General features: G+C 62.9%; 15 protein-coding genes. 10 read left to right on the forward strand and 5 right to left on the reverse strand.

Annotated features, from left to right (window positions below; genetic code table 11):
* The first annotated feature begins 186 nt into the window (after positions 1–186).
* Together A8V01_RS29155 and A8V01_RS07140 are read left to right on the forward strand one after the other, a co-directional pair.
* Positions 187–315, forward strand: coding sequence for a hypothetical protein (locus A8V01_RS29155; RefSeq protein WP_245892369.1), 129 nt, complete (start codon positions 187–189; stop codon positions 313–315).
* On the forward strand, positions 312–740 hold the full coding sequence (locus tag A8V01_RS07140) for a transketolase C-terminal domain-containing protein (protein ID WP_245892370.1): 429 nt from the start codon (positions 312–314) through the stop codon (positions 738–740). Before A8V01_RS29155 ends, A8V01_RS07140 begins: the two co-directional genes overlap by 4 nt.
* Here A8V01_RS07140 and A8V01_RS07145 read toward each other — a convergent pair.
* On the reverse strand, positions 712–3,531 hold the full coding sequence (locus A8V01_RS07145; protein WP_103095223.1) for a TonB-dependent receptor: 2,820 nt from the start codon (positions 3,529–3,531) through the stop codon (positions 712–714). The two genes, A8V01_RS07140 and A8V01_RS07145, sit on opposite strands and share 29 nt — an antisense overlap.
* Positions 3,532–3,656: 125 nt before the next feature.
* Between A8V01_RS07145 and A8V01_RS07150 the strand changes: the two genes are divergently transcribed.
* The 6 genes from A8V01_RS07150 to A8V01_RS07175 all read left to right on the forward strand — a co-directional run bounded on the left by A8V01_RS07150 (position 3,657) and on the right by A8V01_RS07175 (position 11,468).
* Complete coding sequence (locus A8V01_RS07150) at positions 3,657–4,526, forward strand: exonuclease domain-containing protein (protein ID WP_103095224.1); 870 nt, start codon at positions 3,657–3,659, stop codon at positions 4,524–4,526.
* 62 nt (positions 4,527–4,588) lie between these two features.
* Positions 4,589–4,789 carry a hypothetical protein gene (locus A8V01_RS07155; RefSeq protein ID WP_211294973.1) on the forward strand — a complete coding sequence of 67 codons (201 nt, stop codon included), beginning with the start codon at positions 4,589–4,591 and terminating at the stop codon, positions 4,787–4,789.
* A 620-nt stretch (positions 4,790–5,409) separates the two neighbouring features.
* The gene (locus A8V01_RS07160; RefSeq protein WP_170065854.1) at positions 5,410–7,794 is read left to right on the forward strand and encodes a TonB-dependent receptor; all 2,385 of its coding nucleotides are present in this window, start codon (positions 5,410–5,412) and stop codon (positions 7,792–7,794) included.
* Between the two features lie 68 nt (positions 7,795–7,862).
* Positions 7,863–9,005, forward strand: a complete 1,143-nt coding sequence (locus A8V01_RS07165; RefSeq protein WP_103095226.1) for an LLM class flavin-dependent oxidoreductase — start codon at positions 7,863–7,865, stop codon at positions 9,003–9,005.
* Entirely contained in the window at positions 8,998–10,338 is a 1,341-nt protein-coding gene (locus A8V01_RS07170; RefSeq protein WP_103095227.1) for an MFS transporter, read from the forward strand. The genes A8V01_RS07165 and A8V01_RS07170 overlap by 8 nt, the downstream gene beginning before the upstream one ends.
* Positions 10,335–11,468 carry a serine hydrolase domain-containing protein gene (locus tag A8V01_RS07175; protein WP_103095228.1) on the forward strand — a complete coding sequence of 378 codons (1,134 nt, stop codon included), beginning with the start codon at positions 10,335–10,337 and terminating at the stop codon, positions 11,466–11,468. The genes A8V01_RS07170 and A8V01_RS07175 overlap by 4 nt, the downstream gene beginning before the upstream one ends.
* 203 nt (positions 11,469–11,671) lie before the next feature.
* Here A8V01_RS07175 and A8V01_RS07180 read toward each other — a convergent pair whose 3' ends face one another.
* Together A8V01_RS07180 and A8V01_RS07185 are read right to left on the reverse strand one after the other, a co-directional pair.
* Positions 11,672–12,490 carry a ferredoxin--NADP reductase gene (locus A8V01_RS07180; protein ID WP_103095251.1) on the reverse strand — a complete coding sequence of 273 codons (819 nt, stop codon included), beginning with the start codon at positions 12,488–12,490 and terminating at the stop codon, positions 11,672–11,674.
* A gap of 29 nt (positions 12,491–12,519) precedes the next feature.
* Positions 12,520–12,954, reverse strand: coding sequence for a hypothetical protein (locus A8V01_RS07185; RefSeq protein WP_103095229.1), 435 nt, complete (start codon positions 12,952–12,954; stop codon positions 12,520–12,522).
* A gap of 213 nt (positions 12,955–13,167) precedes the next feature.
* Here A8V01_RS07185 and A8V01_RS07190 point away from each other — a divergent pair, with 213 nt between their 5' ends.
* Both A8V01_RS07190 and A8V01_RS07195 read left to right on the forward strand, forming a co-directional pair.
* Positions 13,168–15,441, forward strand: coding sequence for a glycoside hydrolase family 3 N-terminal domain-containing protein (locus tag A8V01_RS07190; protein WP_103095252.1), 2,274 nt, complete (start codon positions 13,168–13,170; stop codon positions 15,439–15,441).
* A 120-nt stretch (positions 15,442–15,561) separates the two neighbouring features.
* Positions 15,562–15,981: a DoxX family protein gene (locus A8V01_RS07195; protein WP_245892371.1), complete on the forward strand. Its 420-nt coding sequence runs from the start codon at positions 15,562–15,564 to the stop codon at positions 15,979–15,981.
* A gap of 75 nt (positions 15,982–16,056) precedes the next feature.
* On the opposite strand, the gene A8V01_RS07200 is transcribed toward A8V01_RS07195, so the two are convergent.
* On the reverse strand, positions 16,057–17,013 hold the full coding sequence (locus A8V01_RS07200) for a family 43 glycosylhydrolase (RefSeq protein ID WP_103095230.1): 957 nt from the start codon (positions 17,011–17,013) through the stop codon (positions 16,057–16,059).
* Entirely contained in the window at positions 17,013–19,730 is a 2,718-nt protein-coding gene (locus A8V01_RS07205) for a TonB-dependent receptor (protein ID WP_245892372.1), read from the reverse strand. Before A8V01_RS07205 ends, A8V01_RS07200 begins: the two co-directional genes overlap by 1 nt.
* Positions 19,731–20,146 lie beyond the last annotated feature (416 nt).

The raw sequence follows: 20,146 nt of genomic DNA on the forward strand, positions 1-20,146 counted from the left end.
GCCGCGTGCGAAGCCCGGCCCGGTCAGGTCGCTCGCGTGATCGGCCACAAGATGCAACGTCTCGTGCGGGGCGCGGACATGGGCCCGGTGTCGGCCCCGAGTACCGCTACCGGCATGACGTCCTGCGCGACGCCTTCCTGAAAATGGTGGACCAGCTGCGCGCAGCATTCCGACCGGCCTTATCCGATGTTCATGAACATACTGGGGCTCAAGATCATCGCCCCTTCGGACGCTGCGGACATGAAGGGGCTGCTAAAGTCCGCAGTGCGCGATGACGACCCGGTGATGAGCTTCGAAGACGCACCTGTTGGATGAACAATGCCGAAGTGCCTGACGATCCCGATTTCCTGATCCCCATCGGCAAGGGCGACGTAAAGCGCGAAGGCGCCGACATCACGGTGGTCGCCATCGCCGGCGGGGTCAATGTCGCGCTCAAGGCGGCGAAGCTGCTGGCGGGCGAGGGCATATCATTGGAAGCGATTGATCCGCGCACGCTGGTCCCGCTCGACCGCGATCTGATCCCGCGTTCGGCGCGCAAGACCGGCCGCGCGATCTGCGGCCAACCGCACCTGCAGCGCCGCCAGCGAGATCGCCGCCACCATCGTCGAGGGAGCCTTCGATGCCCTGCGCGGGCCGGTGGTGCGGATCACGACGCCCGGCGATGCGGTGGTGGCCTTTGCCTTGCCACCGGACAGATAGCCTCCAGATCCGTCAGAATATGCGACGCAGGGACAACATGATCGTCCGCCCCATCGGGTCTAGGTAATCAGCCTGATAGGCATAGGGCGTCGCCCCGGTATCGTCGGTGACCTTCTGCCGCTGGTTGAAAAGGTTCTCGACCGAAAGGCTGACCCGCGTGCCCCGTGCCCACGACTTGCCCCGGAAACGGTTCTGAAGATTGGCAAAGACCCGCAAGTCTAGCGTCGCGAGCGAGCTGAAATGCAGATCGCCTGACGATGACCCGGTACTTGCCCCGATCACGCGCGCCGCGCTTTGCCAGTTGCCTTCAAGACGCAGTCCGATGCCGTTATCGATGAGTCCCAGGCTTCCCTGTACTTTGTGCCTTGGCGTGGATGCACCCGTGACAGTGCCTCCGTCGAGGAGATCGATCGTGGGGCTTCCTTGCGTAAGTTGGACGTCCTGCCTCAGCACCCAGGTATGGTACAGCGAGGCCAGCAGGCGCACGCCATTGTCTCCACCGCCGCCAAAGCCCCTTGGGCCTCCAGGGCCGCGCGGTCCGCCGAAGCCGCCGGGCCCGTTGCCCGGTCCACCGCCGGGGCCATCACCGGGAGGAGGGCCCATACCGTCCGGCGGCGGCCCCATGCCATCGGGCGGCCCCATCCCGTCATCGAAACCCGGCCCGCCCGGAGGCCGCCCGAAGCCCCGTCTTTCATCGCCACGTTCGCGCTCACCGGTGACGGTGATTTCCTCGCTGTTCGCATCTGGCGCCCGATCATGGTCAAGGCGCTCTTCGCCCGGCACCGCCGTGGGCGGAGCTTCGCTGTGCGGGACGCCCTGAACCGCCGCGCCATCGCCCCCCCAACGGCGGGAAGGTGGACGCGGCGGGCGAGTGGGCTTGCGCAACTGGGCTGAGAGGTTGAAGCCCCAGCGCACCTGTTCGCTACGCTGGCGATAGACGTTGACCGGCCGGGCATCGACAGACAGCAGATTGCCGTCCTCGTCCCGCAAGAAACGGTCGGGGTACGCATCTTCTACCGCCTGAGTCACCCCGCCCAGCGACATAATCGCGTTGTGGTTGCGACTGTTAACGTATGTAGCGCTGAAGTTGAGCTTGGGCGTGCTCATCAGTTGCGCGTTGAGGCCAAGCTTGAAGCTCCGGCGGTCATCGGCCTTGAGATCGGGATTGCCGCCGGTGACGGCCGTCACCAGCACCGTCTGGCCCGTGACATAGTCATATACGCGTTGATTGCTGGTGGTCACCGTCGGATCACTGAGGTTGGCGACTGTCGGCGCGCTGCGGTCCTGATTCATCGCCGCGATCACGGTGATCCCGTCCCGCGGGCGCCAGTTGAGCCCGTAGCCGAATGTCGCAAGACTGCCGTAGCCGGACACTTGCGTTACCCCGCCATTGAGGTTCACGCTAAGCGTCCCGATCGCGCCCAGCACACGTTTGCTGCGGCTGGTAAGCGGAATGTCGACGCTCAGTCGTGCACTGCCGTTGGTTCGATTGGCATCGCCGCTGCTCGCAGTGCCGTCGCGCAGGCTGGTTGAGGATTGGGCTGTGAAGTCCCCGCCCATTTTCAGGCTGATGCCGATATCTCCGGCGGGCAAAGGCAGCAGTTTGCCCGACACCAGCATGCTGGCGCTGCCGGTGTCCGAACTGGACTTTGCGCGGTTCACGATCATGTCGCCGAGCAGTGCGGGCGACAGCGTGCCATAGGGATCGACGCCGGCGCTCCCTGCGTTCAGCGCATCCTGCAAGGTGGTCAGGTCATAGCCGTTGTCGGCGCGGGTTTCAGATTCCGAATGGGCGTAGCTGCCGATGACTGAAAGCTTCCAGCGGGTGGACAAGTCGAGGTTGACTGTCCCTCCGGCCGAGACGGCGCCGGTATTCACCACCTTGCGTAGCGGGTCTTGGGAGAGGTAGCGCGTGAAGGTGCTCTCGCCGCCGTCCGCGTAGGGATTGTCGGCGGGGACAGTCACTTCGCCGGTCGCGAGGCCGTCCAGCGAGCGGCTGGTCTGGTAAGTCCCCTTGACGTTGAACGAGGCGGTTGCGTTGGAAGCCAACTGGTGAGCAAGGCTGGCGCCCAAGACGTAGCTACGTGTCGATGCCTGCACGGTGCGATAGTCGCTTTCGCCGGGTATTGCATCGACGGCGGTGACGTTGCTGTCGGGATCGGCGGCAATGTCGCGGTCGCTTTCGCGTATCGCGGCCTGGCTGGTAGCCTTGCCGGTGATGTTGACGCGGTCGTTATCGCGGATGCGGGTATAGGTGAAGGTTCCGTTGCCCTGTCCTCCATCGCCTGCACCGGACATGCCGCCGCCCAGATTTACGACCTTTGACTGGAAGCGTCGTTTGAGGATGATGTTCACCACTTTCGCCTGCGCGTCGTAGCCGTATTTGATCGCCACTTCTTCTGGCAGGATGTCGACGCGCAGGATGGATTCGACGGGAAGATCGCCGACCTCGTTGACGCCCGATATGCGTTTGCCGTTGACCAGAACCACTGGCCCGCTTGATGCGTCGCGCCCGGCGATGCTGGCGGTCTGGTCTGCGAGCTCGTCAAGCAGCTCCGCGATGGAATCGACGCCGTAGGAAGCGATTTCGGCCTGGCCCAGCTTGTTCTCGGCGGGGATGTCGCCAATGACGGCACCCGGCAGGGCTAGTCCGGTGACGACGATTTCGTCGGTTTCCCCTGCGCTGGTGCTGGCCGCGGCGCTGGTGTCCGAAGCGCCCTCGCCGGCAGACTTCTGCTGTGCGTAGGCGTCTGGCGGCAGCATGAGCACGGCCGAGCCCAGCAGGGCGCTGAAAGTGCGATGTCGAAGCGGGTTGCGGTGCGCGGATGCCATGTGATCCGGCTACGATGAGGCACGAGGGGCGCCTATCCGCAAATGGTGAGAAATTGTAATCAGGTGTCTCGGGACCGACCGGCAGGTGCTCGCGCGGGAGGCTGCATCTTGCTAGACCACAGGGCATGACCCAGCCCATCGCTTTATCACAGCCCGTCCAGACCGATACGCCGGACTTCGTCGTCATAGACGTGGAAACTGCCTGCGCACGCGTCAGCAGCATCTGCCAGGTCGGGATTGTCGGCTTTCGCGATGGACGTGAGGTTTTTGCTTTTGAGACACTGGTGGATCCACGTGATGAGTTTTCCCCGTTCAACGTCGGCATCCACGGGATCAGACCGGATCACGTGATCGGGCAGCCCAGCTTCGGGGAGATACACGCCACCGTCAGCGCTCATCTTGGCGGCCGGATTACCGTTGCCCATTCGTCGTTCGACAAGGGGGCACTTGCCGCCGCATGTCGCCTGGGAGGGCATCCGCAGATCGAGACCGAATGGCTGGATAGCGTGCGAGTGGCAAAGCGGGCGTGGCCGCAACTGGCAAACCACAAACTTAACATGCTGGCGCGGTTCCTTGGCATAGAACACCGTCACCACGACGCCTTGAGCGATGCGCGCGCGGCAGGAATGGTCATCGTCAAAGCCATAGAGCACACTGGTATCGATCTGAAGGGATGGATGGCGCCGCCTGCGCGCGCGAAGCCCAGGCCGCCGATTGCCGCGGCGGATGGTACGTTGAGCGGAGAGCGCGTGGCGATCCTGGGGGAAGCGGTCGACGGCGGGCTCGCGTCCCTTGTCGCAGCCGCAGGCGGGCGGGTTCTGCGCTCGGTCGGCATGACGACGACGTTGCTGGTCGTCGCAAATGCCCAGCCCTACGGTCGTTGGGTGGAGGCAAGCCCGATGCATCGCAAGGCCCGCGAACTGGCCGATGCGGGCAAGCCTGTCACGATCGTTTCCGAAGATGCGATTCGGGCCAGGGTCGCAGACGCTGCCTGAAGCGGGCATAACCTGAAGCCTTTGGATGGACGGTCGATGCGGGAGGCGGTTAACGGCGGCCGATGAGTATCATCGCAACCATCATGAATTCGAGCACCGGTCAGCCGATCCAGAAAATGACTTTCGAGCGCATGCCCAAGCCCTGGGTGACGCTGCATCTTGCAAACGGCGAACAGGTGACGGCAGATCGTGTCCATGTCGGCAAGCCGGCCCCCGGCAAGTTCATCGCGCCTGTGGAGGTGTGGGTTACACCCAAGGGTTGAACACCGCGCCCAACTACATCTAAGTCCCGGGATTCCCGATAATACACTGTAATAACAATATCTAATTGGCGCGTGAGCCGCGCGCTATCCCACCGTCATGGCTGGACCGGCATCGAGTTTCATCTCTGCCGGCGGGGCGCCGGAAAGTTCTGGCGTCCTGATCCGGCCAAGTGGAAGCGGTCGCTTCTCTCATCATCCGAACACACGCCCAACTACGGCTTGGTTACTCGCTCCGTGGGTTGCATCGACCTGCGCTCAACGGGTCTGGCGATATGCGTAAGGCTGATTTGCAAATGAAAAGCGGAACAATCCTGATCGCCAGGCGGACAATATCGACGGAAATATGGACCGTTATTCGGCATGCAATCACCTTTCAATACACAAACATTCAGGGAAACTGAAGGCATAGATAAGTTTTTCAGCATGAAAAATTTATCTATCACTAGGGAAAAGCGAAAAAGATCGGAGCTTTATAAAAAGCATTCGGTCCCTGTTTATATAACATTATTTAAGATGAGGGACTTATGTTGTTTCATGTAAATAAGAGATTGCTCTTTTCTGCGTGCTCTTATGGTGCGATCATTTCTGCGTGTTCGCTGCCGCTTCTTCCGCAAGCCGCAATGGCGCAGGTCACTGCCGAAACTGCCGGTTCAGCCACGGACATCGTCGTCACTGCCCGTCGGCGTGAGGAACGTATCCTCGAAGCACCGCTGGCGATCACAGCGATGACCAGCGAGGCGCTTGACGAGCGTGGGATCAAGAACCTTCAGGACCTTGGCAGCTTCGTGCCGGGCATGAACATTGTCGGCCAGGCCACCGGCGGCGGTGCGCGTGCGGACCGTTCCTTCGTCGGTGTCATCCTGCGCGGTATGCAGCCTTCGACTTCTGCCGCTCAGACGGTGTCGATGTTCATCGACGGCGTTCCCGTCACGCAGGCGACCGCGCTGCAGGTGCTGTCCAACCCGGCCCGTATCGAAGTGATCAAGGGCCCGCAGTCCGCCACCTTCGGCCGCCAGACCTTTGCCGGCGCGATCAATATCGTGACAAAGGACCCCAGCGACACCATGTCCGGCAGCATCAGCGGCATGGCCGGAACCCGCGCCAACTACGACGTTTCGGGGGAATTGAGCGGCCCGATCTTCGGCGATGTGCTGGGCTTCCGTGCCACAGCGCGTGCCATGGGGAAGCATGGCTCCTACAAGAACGCCAGCAACCCGAAGGAGACGCTGGGTGATCAGTCTTCAAAGGCGGGCACGCTGGAACTGACCTTCAAGCCGACCAGCAACCTGACGGTCAAGGGCTTCGGGCTCTACGCTCAGATGAAAGACGGCCCTTCCGCCAACGGCTTCATCAGCGCCTATGCGCTGAGCGACCCCAACGGCAATCTGGTGCGTGCAGACCAGTCCAACTGCAACGTCACCGGATCGAGCGGCGTCACCACGCGCTGGTTCTGCGGCGTTGCGCCCAAGCTGTCGGCGCTCAGCCCGTCTGCGAACACGGCAAATACCGCGACCGTCACCAACTTCCTGAACGACAAGAGCGGTCGTCTCGTCGATAACGATCTCGATGGGTACGGGCTGGTCAATGACTACTACCACCTGCATCTTGATGTGAATTGGGACATAGGTGACAGCGGCTTCTCGGTCCGCTCGCTGACCGGCTGGAACCACGAAGCCAAGAACGAACTGGGCGACCTCGACAACTTCAACGGAGAGGCGTTCACCGGTACGGGTTCGCTCTACAAGGACGGCTACTACAACTTCATGTATCTGATCGAGGCGCTCAGCCGCGATTTCTCGCAGGAACTGCGGGTCAGCTACGACAATGGAGGAGCGCTGCAAGCATCGTTCGGTGGCAACTACCTGAACGCGCGCCAGCACGGCTCGAACGGCAGTCCCAACCTGATCGGCGCCCGCCGCAACGGCGCGACCGGGTCCGAGACTTATGGCGTCTTCGCAAATCTCAGCTACAACTTCACGCCTGAATTCTCGCTCGCGCTCGACGGGCGCTACCAGATCGACAAGCTTTACGCAGAAGCTGGGCAGGGCGGCGTGACCTCCACCGGTGCGACAATCCCGGCTGGGTTCTATGCCGAAGGGGAGAAGATCGCGGGCAAAAGCTACAAGAACTTCCTGCCGCGCGTCATCGCCAAGTACGACTTCGGCGACAACATGTTCTACGCTTCTTACTCAAAGGGCGTGAATCCGGGTGCATTCAACACGCTGTTCATCACCTCCATACCGGCCGTCGTCGCAGAGGCGCAGAAGCTGGGCTACGGTATCGAAGTGGCCCCCGAGAAGATCACCAACTACGAGATCGGCGCCAAGGGCCAGCTGTTCGGCACCATGGTGACATATGATGTGGCGGCGTTCTGGGCGGACTGGACCAATCAGATCCAGTCGCAGTCGACGACGATCTTTGCCGATCCGGACGGTGCGGGCATCCGCCCGTTCCAGGTGACCGGCTCCACCAATAGCGGCAAGGTTCGGGTGAAGGGGATCGAAGCGAATGTCTCGACCCGTCTGTCGCCTGCGGTGTCCGTCGATCTGACGGGCGCCTATATCGACAGCAAGGTGCGGGAGGGTAACAACAGCGGCGTTACGGCGCTGACCGGCATGACCGACTTCCGCGGCAAGCAGAGCCCTTTCACGTCGAAGTGGTCCGGCACTGCGGCGCTGAACTACAACGCGCCGATTTCCGATGTGCTTGACGGGTTTGCCCGGCTCGATTTCGTCTACAAGTCCGGCGCTTACAGCGACGTGTCGAACCTCGTGCGCTCGCCCGATCTGACGCAGGTGAACCTGCGCGCCGGTATCTCCAACGATACCTACCGGATCGAGGCGTTCATCACGAACCTGTTCAACGACAAGGCGTACTACAATATCTCGAACAACACGCTGATCCAGCCGACCACGACTTCGCCCAATTCGGCGGTGTCCGGCGGTCTGGTGGCGCAGCTGCGCGAACTGCGGACGATCGGTATCCGCGGAACTTTCAACTTCTGATCGACCCCATGACTGCACCCGGACCGCATCTGCGGTCCGGGTGATTTCTTCAGCAAGGTGCGCCCCAGATGCCGATCGAAATTACCGGGATCATGTCCCACCACTTGTCCAATGAGGACATGGTGCTTCCGCCCAAAGTCTTCGACAAGGCGATGCTGCGTGCCCATGCGCAGGCGCACGAGCAGGCGGGCTTCGATCGCGTCTTGATCGCGCAAAGTTCCTACTGGCCCGATTCCATGCCGGTTGCCGCCTATATGGCGGGCGTGACCGAGCGGCTGGGGTTCATGGTCGCGCATCGGCCGGGCTTCGTTTCGCCGACGATGGCCGCGCGCCAGTTCGCAACGCTTGACCATTTGAGCGAAGGCCGTGCTGCGATCCATATCATCACAGCCGCCAACGATCGCGAGACGCAGTGCGACGGCGACTTTCTGACCAAGGAGGAACGCTATCACCGCAGTCGTGAATTCGTGGATGTGCTGCGCCGCATGTGGGCGGCGAAAGAGCCCGTCTCGCACGAGGGCCGGTTCTACAAATTCAACGAATCCCTGCCGGAGATCGGCCCATATGAGCGTTCAGCGATCCCGGTTTACTGGGCGGGAGGCTCTCCGATCTCGATCCGCTATGCCGGCGAATGTGCCGACACTTACGCGGTAGGCATGGAATCGCTGGCCGATACCGGGCAGATCATCGAGCGTATCAGGGCTTCTGCGGCTGATGCCGGGCGCGACATCTCCGTGCAGGGCACTGTGCGCTACATCCTTGGCCGGACCGAGGCTGAGGCGTGGGATAATGCCCGTGAAATCCTGCGCAAATTCATCGCCAACGGGGAAGAGCGTCTGAAGCTGACCGGTAACAGCTGGTTTCAGCCCGGCGGACGCAGCGAAAAGGCATTCTCCAACGCTGCAGGCATTTCGAACGAGGATCGTTTCGGTGCACTGACGGGCTCGGACTCCGTGCTCGACGAGCGGCTGTGGATCGGTCCGCAGCGGCAGGGCATACCAATGGCGCCTTCGCTGGTCGGCACACCGGAGCAGGTGAGTGAAGCCATCGTGCGTTATTATGACCTTGGCATGACCGGCGTGCTGTTCCGGGGCTTCGACCTTTATGAAGATGCGCGGCGAGCCGGGGACGAGCTGATCCCCCGCCTGAAGGTTGCCGCGCTGGACCGGGACCGGGCAAAGGCGCGCGCCAGCGAGCCGCAGGATGCCTGAAGCTGCCAGAGATGAGGTCCGCGCCCCGCTTTCGATCGCGGTCGCCTGGGGATCTGGCTCGTTCTGCCAGAGCCTTGTCATCTACGCCTACAGCGTGCTGGTCCTGCGTTACCTTACGGATACCGTGGGTCTGGCGGCCGCATTGGCGGGCACTTTGATGGCGGCATTCAAGATCTACGACGCGCTTCTCAATCCGGTGATCGGATGGTTCGCCGATCGGATCGACACACCGATGGGCCGCCGCCGCCCGTGGATGCTGCTGGGGGGTGCTTTCTCTTCGGCATCGCTGGTGATCGGGTTCAACATCCCCCTCGATGCACCGATGATGGAGAAGATCGTCTGGGCCTGCGTGGGGCAGTTCCTGTTCTCTACCGGTTTCTCGCTTTTTGCGATCCCGTGGCTGGCGATGCCGCAGGAAATTTCGGGCAGCGCCCGCCAGCGCACACAGATGATGGCGTGGCGGGTAGGCTTCTCCTCGCTGGCGCAGGGTGCGGCGTCGCTCAGCGGCCCGATGCTGCTCGCGGCGCTTGGCATGGGTGCGCTGGCCTATGGCACGATGGGCTGGGTCATGGGCGCGCTTTGTCTCTTCTCGGCGCTGGGGACGGTATTCTTCACTCGCAAGGCCCGCGTGCGCACGGTGGAGAGCACGCATCGCCCACCGCTGGGCGCGCAGTTCGGGCTGCTGCTGGCGAACCGGCCTTTTCTGGTGCTCGTGGGGATCAAGATTTGCCTCTATTTCGGGCTGGCAGTGGCGGCATCGGGCATGGCGCTTCTGACACGCTGGGTGCTTTCCGTGAGCGACTACTGGCTGGGCATCTACACGATGGTCAGTACACTGGCGCTGCTGGCCTCCCAGCCCTTCTGGCTTTGGCTGAGCGGGAGACTTGCGACGCGCGGGGCGCTGGCCTGCGCCTTTGCGCTCCATGGGCTTGCGCAGCTGTCGCTGTTCTTCAATCACGGATCAGTGTCGCTGCTGATGGCGCAGGCCGTGCTGCTGGGGGCAGGTGGCGGCGGCGTGTTCATGTTGAGTCAGGCGCTGTTACCGGACGTGATCGAGCATGATTATCGCCGCACGGGTCTGCGACGCGGAGGGGCGTTCGCAGGCGTCGTGTCGCTGCTGGAGACGGGTTCTTCCGCCTTTGCCCTCTTTGCGATGGGGTTGGCGCTGTCGGCAGGCGGCTATGTCGCCGGGACGCAAGCAGGGCAGCCAGCACACGCGATTGAGGCGATCCGCTGGTGTGCCTGCGTGCTGCCGGCCATGGCTGAGCTGCTGGGAATCGTATTGCTGACCCGGTTCCGGATCGATCCCTTGCCGGCGGAAATCAACGCATGAAGCGGGTTGTCGCGATGGTTCTGGCGCTGATCGCGGCGCCCCTTGGCGCGCAGGACATGCCGCCTGCCTACAAGCGCAATTTCGAGACGCAGGACGGCTCGCTGGATCGGGTGGCGCGCTGGGACAAGTACGTCCCGACCGAAATCGTCGAAGGTGCACCCGGTCGCCTGTTTGCTGTTGCCGCGCCTGACCGGCTGGCGATCGCGCCGGAAGCGCTGGCGGCGGCGAAGCGGCAGGCCGATGATTCGCATACGATGGCGCTGATCGTCTATGCTGGCGGCAAGGTGCAACTGGAGGACTATGCGGCCGGTTTCTCTGCAGAATCCCGTTTCGACAGCTATTCCAGCGCGAAGGGTCTGCTGGCGCTCGCGGTAATGATCGCAGTCGACAAGGGTTTCCTGCGCCTTGATGACCCCGCATCGCGCTATATCCCGGCTTGGCGAGGGGATGGACGCAGGGCGATCAGGGTCCGCGACCTGTTGTGGATGCAGAGCGGGCTTGCCATCGGCCGCTTCGAGGTGAAGCCTTACAATCCGGTGCTCGACATGTTCATCGGGTTGGACATCAAGCCTTTCGTCGACGGTGCTCCGCTGGCCCGTTCGCCGGGAGAAGCATTTGAATTCAATCACATGAATGCGCAGGCCCTGCATGACGTGCTGACTGGCGCCACGCGGATGCGCTATGCCCGGTTCCTCTCCCGCCACTTGTGGAAGCCGCTGGGCGCGAGCGATGCGCTGGTGGCGCTCGATCATGAGGGCGGGGAGGCGCGGGCGGTGTGTTGTTTTGTCAACACGGCGCGTAACTGGTTGCGGATTGGGGTGATGCTGGCGAACGGCGGTACGTTCGAGGGGCGGCGGATCATTTCGGCCGCCAATGCGCGGATGCTGTCGACCCCCTCGCCACGCAACCCGGCCTTCGGCATGTTCATGCAAGTTGCTAATCCCGAAGGAAAATCCGGGGGCCCGAATTTCGGCTACCACGCCGCAGATCTCTACTATTTCGAAGGGCATGGCGGTCAGCGACTGTATATCGTCCCCTCTCGTGGCCTGGTAGCCTACCGGACGGGGAGGGTGGATTACGACTGGGACGACGTGCGCTTCGTCAATACGTTGCTGGATGGCATGAATTAGTCCATTTTTTGTAAGTAAATGATACGGCTGCATTATTCGTGAAATGCTGATTGACCTGCCCGCTGCACCTAGCGGCACCCAACGCGCACCTAACGGCACCCAAAGCGCACACAACGGCACCCAAGGCGCACCCAGCGCGTCCACAAACGAAAACGGCCCGCCCTTTGCAGGGCAGGCCGTTATCCATCACATTCGCGTGTGGCTTAGCCGACGAACGCGCGCTCGATCACGAAGTCGGCGGGCTTGTTGTTCGACCCTTCGACGAAGCCCATGCCTTCGAGCATCGCGGCGATGTCCTTGTTCATCGCCATCGAACCGCAGAGCATGACGCGGTCGGTTTCGGGGTCCATGCGCGCTTCGCCCTTCAGGCCTTCGAACAGGCGGCCGTTCTCGATCAGGACGTTGATGCGGCCGGTCGTGTGGAAGTCTTCGCGGGTCACGGTGGGCACGTAAGTCAGCTGGACCAGTGCCTGATCTTCGACCAGCGGGTCACCGGCAAGCTGGCTTTCCAGTTCTTCACGGAAAGCAAGGTCGGCAACCCGGCGTACCGAGTGAACGACGATCACCTGTTCGTACATCTCATAAACGTCGGGATCGCGGATCAGCGAGAGGAACGGCGCAAGGCCGGTGCCCGATCCGAACAGGAACAGGCGCTTGCCCGGCGTCAGCGCATCGGTGACGAGCGTGCCGGTGGGCTTGCGGCCGAGGTAGATCTGGTCGCCCGGCTGGATCAGCTGCAGCTTCGAGGTCAGCGGGCCGTCTTCGACCTTGATCGAGAGGAATTCGATCTCTTCGGCCCAGGAAGGGCTGGCGATCGAATAGGCGCGCAGCAGCGGCTTGCCGTTGTCGCCGCGCAGGCCGATCATGATGAATTCGCCCGACCGGAAGCGGAACGAGGCCGGACGGGTGATCTTGAAGCTGAAGAGGTGTTCGTTCCAGTGGCGGACCGACAGCACGGTCTCCACGCTCAGCGCGCCGGTCGGCTCCAGCGGGGTGGGTTCCAGAACGGTGCTATCGCTCATCAACGTCAGTCCTTGATTCATCGTATGGGTCACGCAGGCGGGTTTATCAGTGCAATGCCGAAGCCGGCGATGGTCATCGCGGCGCTTGCGCGGCTCATGGCCTGGGCGACCGCGGCGACCGTGTCGCATGGCACGACATGCGCGAGAGTTGCGCGCACGTTTTCGCGGCGGCCTATACCGACATCGCGCCAAAGTGCAAGAAGCAAGGCTTCATGTTCGCAGATGCGGTGGCATCCCATCGGGGCAAGCATCACCCTTTCGCTGGACCTGCGGCTGATCAGGGACATCGCCATGTGAAAGTCCGGCAGCACGGCGACTGCGTTGTATCCGGCAAAAGCGCGGCCGAGTGACTGTGCGGGGCAATTACCCTTCGATGCCGAATGCGCCCACCCACGCATGGCCCAGAGCAGGAACCGACCTGCATTGTCGAGTTCGGTGACCGGCCGGTCCAGAAAATCGTACATGGGCGCGCCTCAAGATGTGCTATTGCGAATTATTCGCATATCTTGTGCCCTTCGCGGTGTCATCCGTCAACCCGGAGCAGATCGGCGCGACAAGGCGGCGCCGGGGCAGGATGACCCGAAGGGCGACGCTGTCGTCAGCCCTTGCCGCAATGCAACAAAATGGCCTACCGCGAATTGACGGGGGCAAGTCGACGCACCAACTGCCAAGAGTTCATGAACCCAGATCGCCGCACCGTTCTTTCCGGTATCATCGCCAGCGCCATCGCTTCGGGCTTCTCGTTCAGGGCGCTTGCCGCCGATGAAGTGACGCGGGTGGACGATCTCATCAAGCGCATGACGATCGAGGAGAAGGCGGGGCAGATGACCTGCCTTGCCGACGCCTTCCGCCCCTTCAACCCGCCCAATCCGGCTGCGGGCATTCAGGACGTGAAGCGGCTTTCGGAGGAGATCCGAAAGGGGCGCGTGGGTTGCCTTTTCAACGGCATCGGCGTGGCGGGCGCGCGTAAGGCGCAGGAGATCGCGGTCAAGGAAAGCCGGCTGGGCATCCCCTTGTTGCTGGCGGGTGACGTGATCCATGGGCTGAAGACGATCTTCCCGGTGCCGCTGGGCGAGGCGTCCAGCTTCGATCCGGTGCTGGCGCAACGTACCGCGCGCGCCATGGCGCTGGAAGCGACGGCGGCGGGCCTGCACCTGACTTTCGCGCCGATGGCCGATGTGGCGCGCGATCAGCGCTGGGGCCGCGTTGTCGAAGGTTCCGGAGAGGATGTGACGCTGACCGCGCTGCTGACGGCGGCGCGCGTGCGCGGCTTTCAGGGGCGCGACTTGAGGCGGGACGATTCGCTGCTGGCCTGCCCCAAGCACTTCGCGGCCTATGGCGCGGTGGCCGGCGGGCTGGAATACGGCAGCGTCGATATCAGCGACGAAACCTTGCGCGAAACCCATCTGCCGCCCTTCACCGCCGGTTTCGGCGCGGGTGCACTGACGACGATGGCGGCTTTCAACGAGATCAACGGCGTGCCTGCCACTGCCGACCGTTCGCTGCTGACCGATACCCTGCGCGGAGAGATGGGCTTCACCGGCTTCGTTTTCTCCGACTACACGGCGGATGAGGAACTGGTGGCCCACGGCTTTGCCGAGGATGATCGGGATGCGGCCCGGCTGGCGGTGCTGGCGGGCGTAGACATGTCGATGCAGAGCGGGCTCTATATCCGCTACCTGCCGGAACTTGTGAAAAGCGGCGCGGTGCCGATGGGCACGGTCGACGTGGCGGTGCGGCGGATCCTTTACGTCAAGATGGCGATGGGGCTGTTCGACAATCCCTGGCGCTCGCTGGACGAGGGGGCCGAGGCTTCGCGCATCGGTTCCCCCGCACACCGCCAGCTTGCGCGCGAGGCGGGCGCGCGCTCCATCGTGCTGCTGCAGAACGACGGGGTGCTGCCGCTCGACAAGGGCAAGAAGCAGAAGATCGCGCTGATCGGCCCGTTCGGCGCGGACAAGGCGAACCTCTATGGTCCCTGGGCCTTCTATGGCGATCCCGACAAGGGCATCGACGTGGCAACGGGCTTGCGCGATGCGATGGACGATCCCGATCTGCTGACGGTTGTGCCCGGCTGCGCCATCCACGGTCCTGTCGATGGCGGGATAGACGCTGCGGTCAAGGCCGCGAAGGCGGCCGACGTGGTGATCCTGGCGGTCGGGGAATCGCAGGACATGTCGGGAGAGGCGCAGTCACGCACGGTGATCGAAATCCCGCCCGCCCAGCAGGCGCTGGCCGATGCAGTGGCCGCGGTGAAGAAGCCCACCGTCGTCCTCCTGCGTCACGGTCGCGCGCTGGCGCTGCATGATGGCGTGGCGAACGCCAATGCGGTGCTGGCGACGTGGTTCCTGGGGTCAGAGGCGGGCAACGCGATCGCCGACGTTGTGTTTGGCAAAGTCGATCCATCGGGCAAGCTGCCGGTCAGCTTGCCGTGGGAATCGGGGCAGGAGCCTTTCTTCTACGATCGCAAGTCCACCGGCCGTCCCACCGTTCCCAACGGCAGCACCGAGTACAAGGCCCGCTATGCCACCACGGACAACAGCGCGCGCTACCCCTTCGGCCATGGCCTGAGCTACACGCGCTTTACGCTGGACAAGTTGCAGGTGTCCGATCCCGCACTGCGCTGGGATGGGACCGTCACCATCACCGCGCGCCTGACCAACAGCGGCAAGCGACGTGGCAGCGAGATCGTACAGCTCTATACCCGCGATCGCGTGGCGTCGCGGACCCGGCCGATCCGTGAATTCAAGAAGATGGAGCGGGTGACTCTGGAGCCGGGGGAAAGCCGCAGCGTGCGCTTCACCCTGTCGCGCACCGACCTGCAGTTCGTGGGCGCGGGTAACCGCCTGCTGGCGGAGCCGGGGGTGTTCGATGTCTGGGTCGGCCAGTCGTCCGAAGACGGGCTGCACACTCAGATCACCCTTTACGCGGCGCCTCCGTCAAGCAGCTGACGATCATATGTTCGGATATTTAGAACATGTGATTGCGTTTAATCTCACTATTTAGGATCCCTGATCGGGCGCATCTGAGGGGCGTCAGGACGACACTTCGCCGTCCTCAGGAGTTTCGCCATGACCAACATCACCGCCAACACCAACACCATTCCTGCTACCTCAAACCGTGCCGATGCCCTCGAAGCGTGGCTGCCGCTGGTCGGTCGCGTGCTCATCGCCGCCATCTTCATCCTCAGCGGCCTGTCCAAGATAGCCGACCCCGCCGGGTCGATGGCCTACATCGCTTCGGTCGGCCTGCCGCTTCCTGCCGTGGCGCTGGCGGGTGCGATCGTGGTCGAAGTGGTCGGCGGCGCGCTGCTGATCTCGGGCTACAAGGTCCGCGCGGTAGCCACCGTGATTGCGCTGTTCAGCCTTGCCACGGCCGTGTTCTTCCACAACGACCTGGCTGACCAGAACCAGTTCATCCACTTCTTCAAGAATATCGCGATCGCCGGTGGCCTGCTCCAGATCGTCGTCTTCGGCAAGGCACGCGGCTGATACGGGTTCCCTCGCACACATGAAAAGGGGCGAGCCGCAAGGCCCGCCCCTTTCGTTGTGCGGTGATGGGCCCGCTCACCACTTGGGCGTGGCGGCACCGTCCGTCATGTGGATGGGGGCGATGGTGCCGTCGGCGTTGTAGTGGATCTCGTCCACCGCGACGACCCGTTCGCCATCGAACGGCTCGGCGCCCGCCGCGCGGTCCCAGCGGTGGTAGACGATGAACGAGCGACCGTCCTTGCGATCCACGAAGCTGTGGTGCCCCGGCCCCTGATGCGTCGCATCGCTGGTCAGGATCGCCCCGCGATAGGTCCACGGGCCCACGGGCGAGGACGCAGTGGCGTAATGCACCGAATAGCTCGACCCGTTGAACTTCCCGTGGCTGTACGAGAGGTAATAGATGCCGTTGCGTTCATGCATGAACGCGCCCTCGGTGAAGTGGGGCGGCTGCTCTACCTTCACCTCACGGCGGATCGTGGTCATGTCGCGCTTCAGTTCGAACACCCGAAGCGTGGATCCCGCGCTGCCGCCTGCATAGAAGTAGGGCGTCTTCGTCCTGGGATCGACGAAGACCATCGGGTCGATCGCTTCGAACCCGTTGCCGCCCGTCAGCAGGGGCTTGCCGACATCGCGATAGGGGCCTTCGGGCTTGTCCGCCACGGCCACGCCGATCCGGCTCGGCGTGGGGTTCTGCGGCCCGACGGAGTAGTAGAGATACCACTTGCCGTTCGCCTGCGCGACGCCGGGAGCCCAGAAGTAGTGCTCCTTCGCCCCGTCATCGCCGATCCACTTGACCTCGTCGCGCCGGATCAGCGTGCCCCGGCTTTTCCAGTCCTTGAGGTCGGTGGTCGAGAACGCGCCGAAGCGGTCCGCGGCCCAGCTTCCGCCGGGCCCGCCCGTGGGGAACACCCATAGCTCGTCGCCGATGACGACGGCATGGGGGTCGGCGCCCTCGAACTGCGGGTTGTCCGCAAGCACGGGGGCGCCAAGCGCAACTGCGGCGACCGCCGCGAGGAGAGCCTTGACCTTCATCAGAACCGCGCCCGGAAGCCGACCGAGTAAAGGCTGTCATCCGTGCGCGTGTCGCGGATGAAGTAGTCCTGGTTGATGTAGCTGCGATAGCGCGAACGCAGCACGTTGGTCCCGTCCACCGTGAAGGTGAGGTTGGGCGAGACGTCATAGGCCAGGCTGAAGTCCAGGCGGCCGTTGGGGCGCACGTAGTTCAGCCAAACCGGCTCATCAGCAGGGCGCACGTCACCCGAACCGGTGCGGTTCTCGTCGAAGTACTTCGAGCGGTAGGTGTAGACCACGCGGGCCGAGATGCCGTTGCGATCGTAAAGCAACCCGGCGTTGAAGTTGTACTTCGACACGCCCTGCAGGGTGTAGCCCGCCAGCGGATCGTTGCCGCCGATTTCGCTGTCGGCGATGGTGAAGTTGCCGAATACGCCGAAGCCCGCAAGGTCGCCCGGCAGGAAGTCGAAGAAGGTCTGGCCGCTGACTTCCAGTCCCTTCAGCTTCGCCTGTCCGACGTTGCGCGGACGCGAGATGTTGTAGACGACGCCGTCGATGGTCTCTGCCGCGACATCGTTGACCACGCGGTTCTGGATGTCACGATAGTACGCGCCGACCGCGAAGTATCCCGAACTCCAGTAGTATTCGAGCGTTGCGTCGAAGCTGTCCGACATTTGCGGCTTGAGGTCCGGGTTGCCGCCCGAACCGCCGTTGCGGATGTTGGGATTGGTCGACACGATATAGTTCAGTCCCGGATTGAGCGAGCCGAACGAAGGACGCGCGATCGTCTTGGCGTAAGTCACGCGGGCCTGAAGGCCCCCGCCGAACTGCAGGCGGGCGCTGGCGTTGGGCAGCCAGTCGTCATCGCTGGTGTCGGAGGTCGTGAGGACAGGCGTACCGTCCACCACACCGGTGCCGCTGATCGTGCGGTCGGTGCGGGTGTAGCGCACGCCCACCTTGCCATCGAGGGTCATCGCGCCGAGCGGGAACTCGTAGCCGCCCTGGACATAGCCGGCATAGGTCTTCTCGTTCGCCTCGAAGCGGCGGGTAGGATCGAACGCGGGGCGGCCATCCGGCGCGCCGAAGAACTCGCGCAGGTTCGCCTGTCCTTCATCGGAAAGCAGATAGTCGCGGCTGGGCACCATGAAGTGCGCGCCGTTGTTGATCTGCGGAATGCCCGGCGCCCAGACGAAGAAGTCGTCCGGTACGCCCGCTGCGGTGACAAGCGTGTTGCCCGATCCGCCCGGAGGCGCGACGGAAAGCTGAACCTGCTGGAACAGCGTGCCGCGATCGGCATAACGACCGCCGAACTCGATGGTCTTGAGGAAGGTGTCGGTCTCATACGAACCGTCCATCTTGACCGAGAACAGATCGCCCTTCGAACGGGTGTACTCCTGATAGAGTCCGTTCACGAACGTGAAGCCGTCGGCAAAGCCCATGGCATTGCCGGGGGAGATGATGCTGGCGGTGTTGTCCGGGTTGTCGAAGTCGACGATGACCTGGTCCACCTTCTTGCCGGTATCGACGATAAAGGTTTCGTTGCGCACCAGCGAACGCTGGTACGACAGGTCGAGGTTCAGCTTGAGCCGGCCGCCGTCGTACTTGGTGCCGCCTGCGACGAGGAAGCTGTCGGTCTTATGGTTCTTTGCCTGCATCGAGGTGAAAGAACTGGTGTTGTTGAACGTGCCGCCGGTCAGGTTGCACAGTTCCTGGCTGGTGTAGGCGCCGTCTGCCAGTTGCTGGGAATTGGGGTTGAAGCCGTCGCCGGTCACTCGCCCGGTGAAGCAGTTACCGTCAGACGTTACGTTGGTCACGCTGTCGGAATTGAACAGCTGGTATTCGTAGAACGCCGTGGCGAACTTGCCGCGATAGGCTGAATAGAGCCCGTCGACGTAGACTTCCAGATTCGGCGCGGCTTGCCACTGGAACGATGCGTTGACCTGCGGACGCGAATAGCTGCCGTATTCGTTGAGGCCCCCGGTAGAGATCGGGATGGCCATGCCTTCGCCTTCACCGCCCAGCACGTTGCCGGCGCGGCGTTCGGCCACGTAGTTGCTGGGGCGGTTGAACTTGATGTCGTACCACGAAGCGTTCACCAGCAGGCCCATCTCGCCGATGCCGGTCTCCCAGCGGTCGGTCCATAGCGCGCTGACCTGCGGCCCAAGCTTCTCGGCATTGGATGCGTAGTTCAGCTTGCCGCTGATCGCGATCGTCGGCTCCTTGTAATCGAACGCCTTGTTGAGCTTGAGGTCAATCGTGCCGGCCACGCCGCCTTCGATGAGGTTCGCCGTGTTGGATTTGAACACGTCCACGCGAGACAGTGCTTCTGCGGGAAGATCCTGGAACGCGAAGCCGCGGCTGTCGGACGTGAAAATCTCTCGTCCATCCAGCGTAGTCAGGATATCGCCCAGGCCGCGGATAAGCGGATTGACGATTTCGTTGTTGCCGCCGACGGTTACCTGCACGCCGGGCACGCGCTGAAGCGCGGCGGCGGTGGTGGGATCGGGGAACTTGCCGATGTCCTGTGCCACGATCGAATCGACCACCTGCGCGGCATCGCGCTTGATGTCGGCCGCGCGCGAAAGGCTGGCGCGGATACCGGTGACGATGATCTCGTTACCGGCGGCTTCGGCGGAACTGTCCGGAGCCTGCTGCCCGGCGTCCTGCGCAGCGGCCGGATTGGCCGCGAAAGCCATGACCGAAGCAGAGCCCATGAATATGGTGAAAAGCCGTCGCACAAATCTACTCCCATATAAGTCTGTTGTCGTCTGATATCCGGGACGCCCCGTCACGCCGGTGACGCCCCCGCGTGAGACGCGGTCTAGCGCCGAGGAATAACTCGTACAAGTTCCATTTATCTGATTTATCCCTCAATCGATAAAGTGCGCCCGTGTCCATGACGTTTCCCGCAAGGCGGGGTGCTGCGCTCTATAAGGGCTGGGGAATCGTTTTGCTGGGCGCGGCCAATCGCCCTTTCGATAGGTCATGGCGTCGAAAGGGCGGAAATCCGTGCTTGGCGAACAAAATGACGATTTTTTGAATTTAGTGTTTGACCGAATCGTGAGTGGGTCTTAGAGGCCGCTTCACCGCAGCGAAGCACGCTTCTGCAGCGGTCGCCATTCACTGACGGGCACCATGCTCTCCGAGGTTAAAG

The organism is Novosphingobium guangzhouense (genome assembly GCF_002896965.1).
In the GTDB taxonomy this organism is placed as follows: Bacteria; Pseudomonadota; Alphaproteobacteria; order Sphingomonadales; family Sphingomonadaceae; genus Novosphingobium; species Novosphingobium guangzhouense.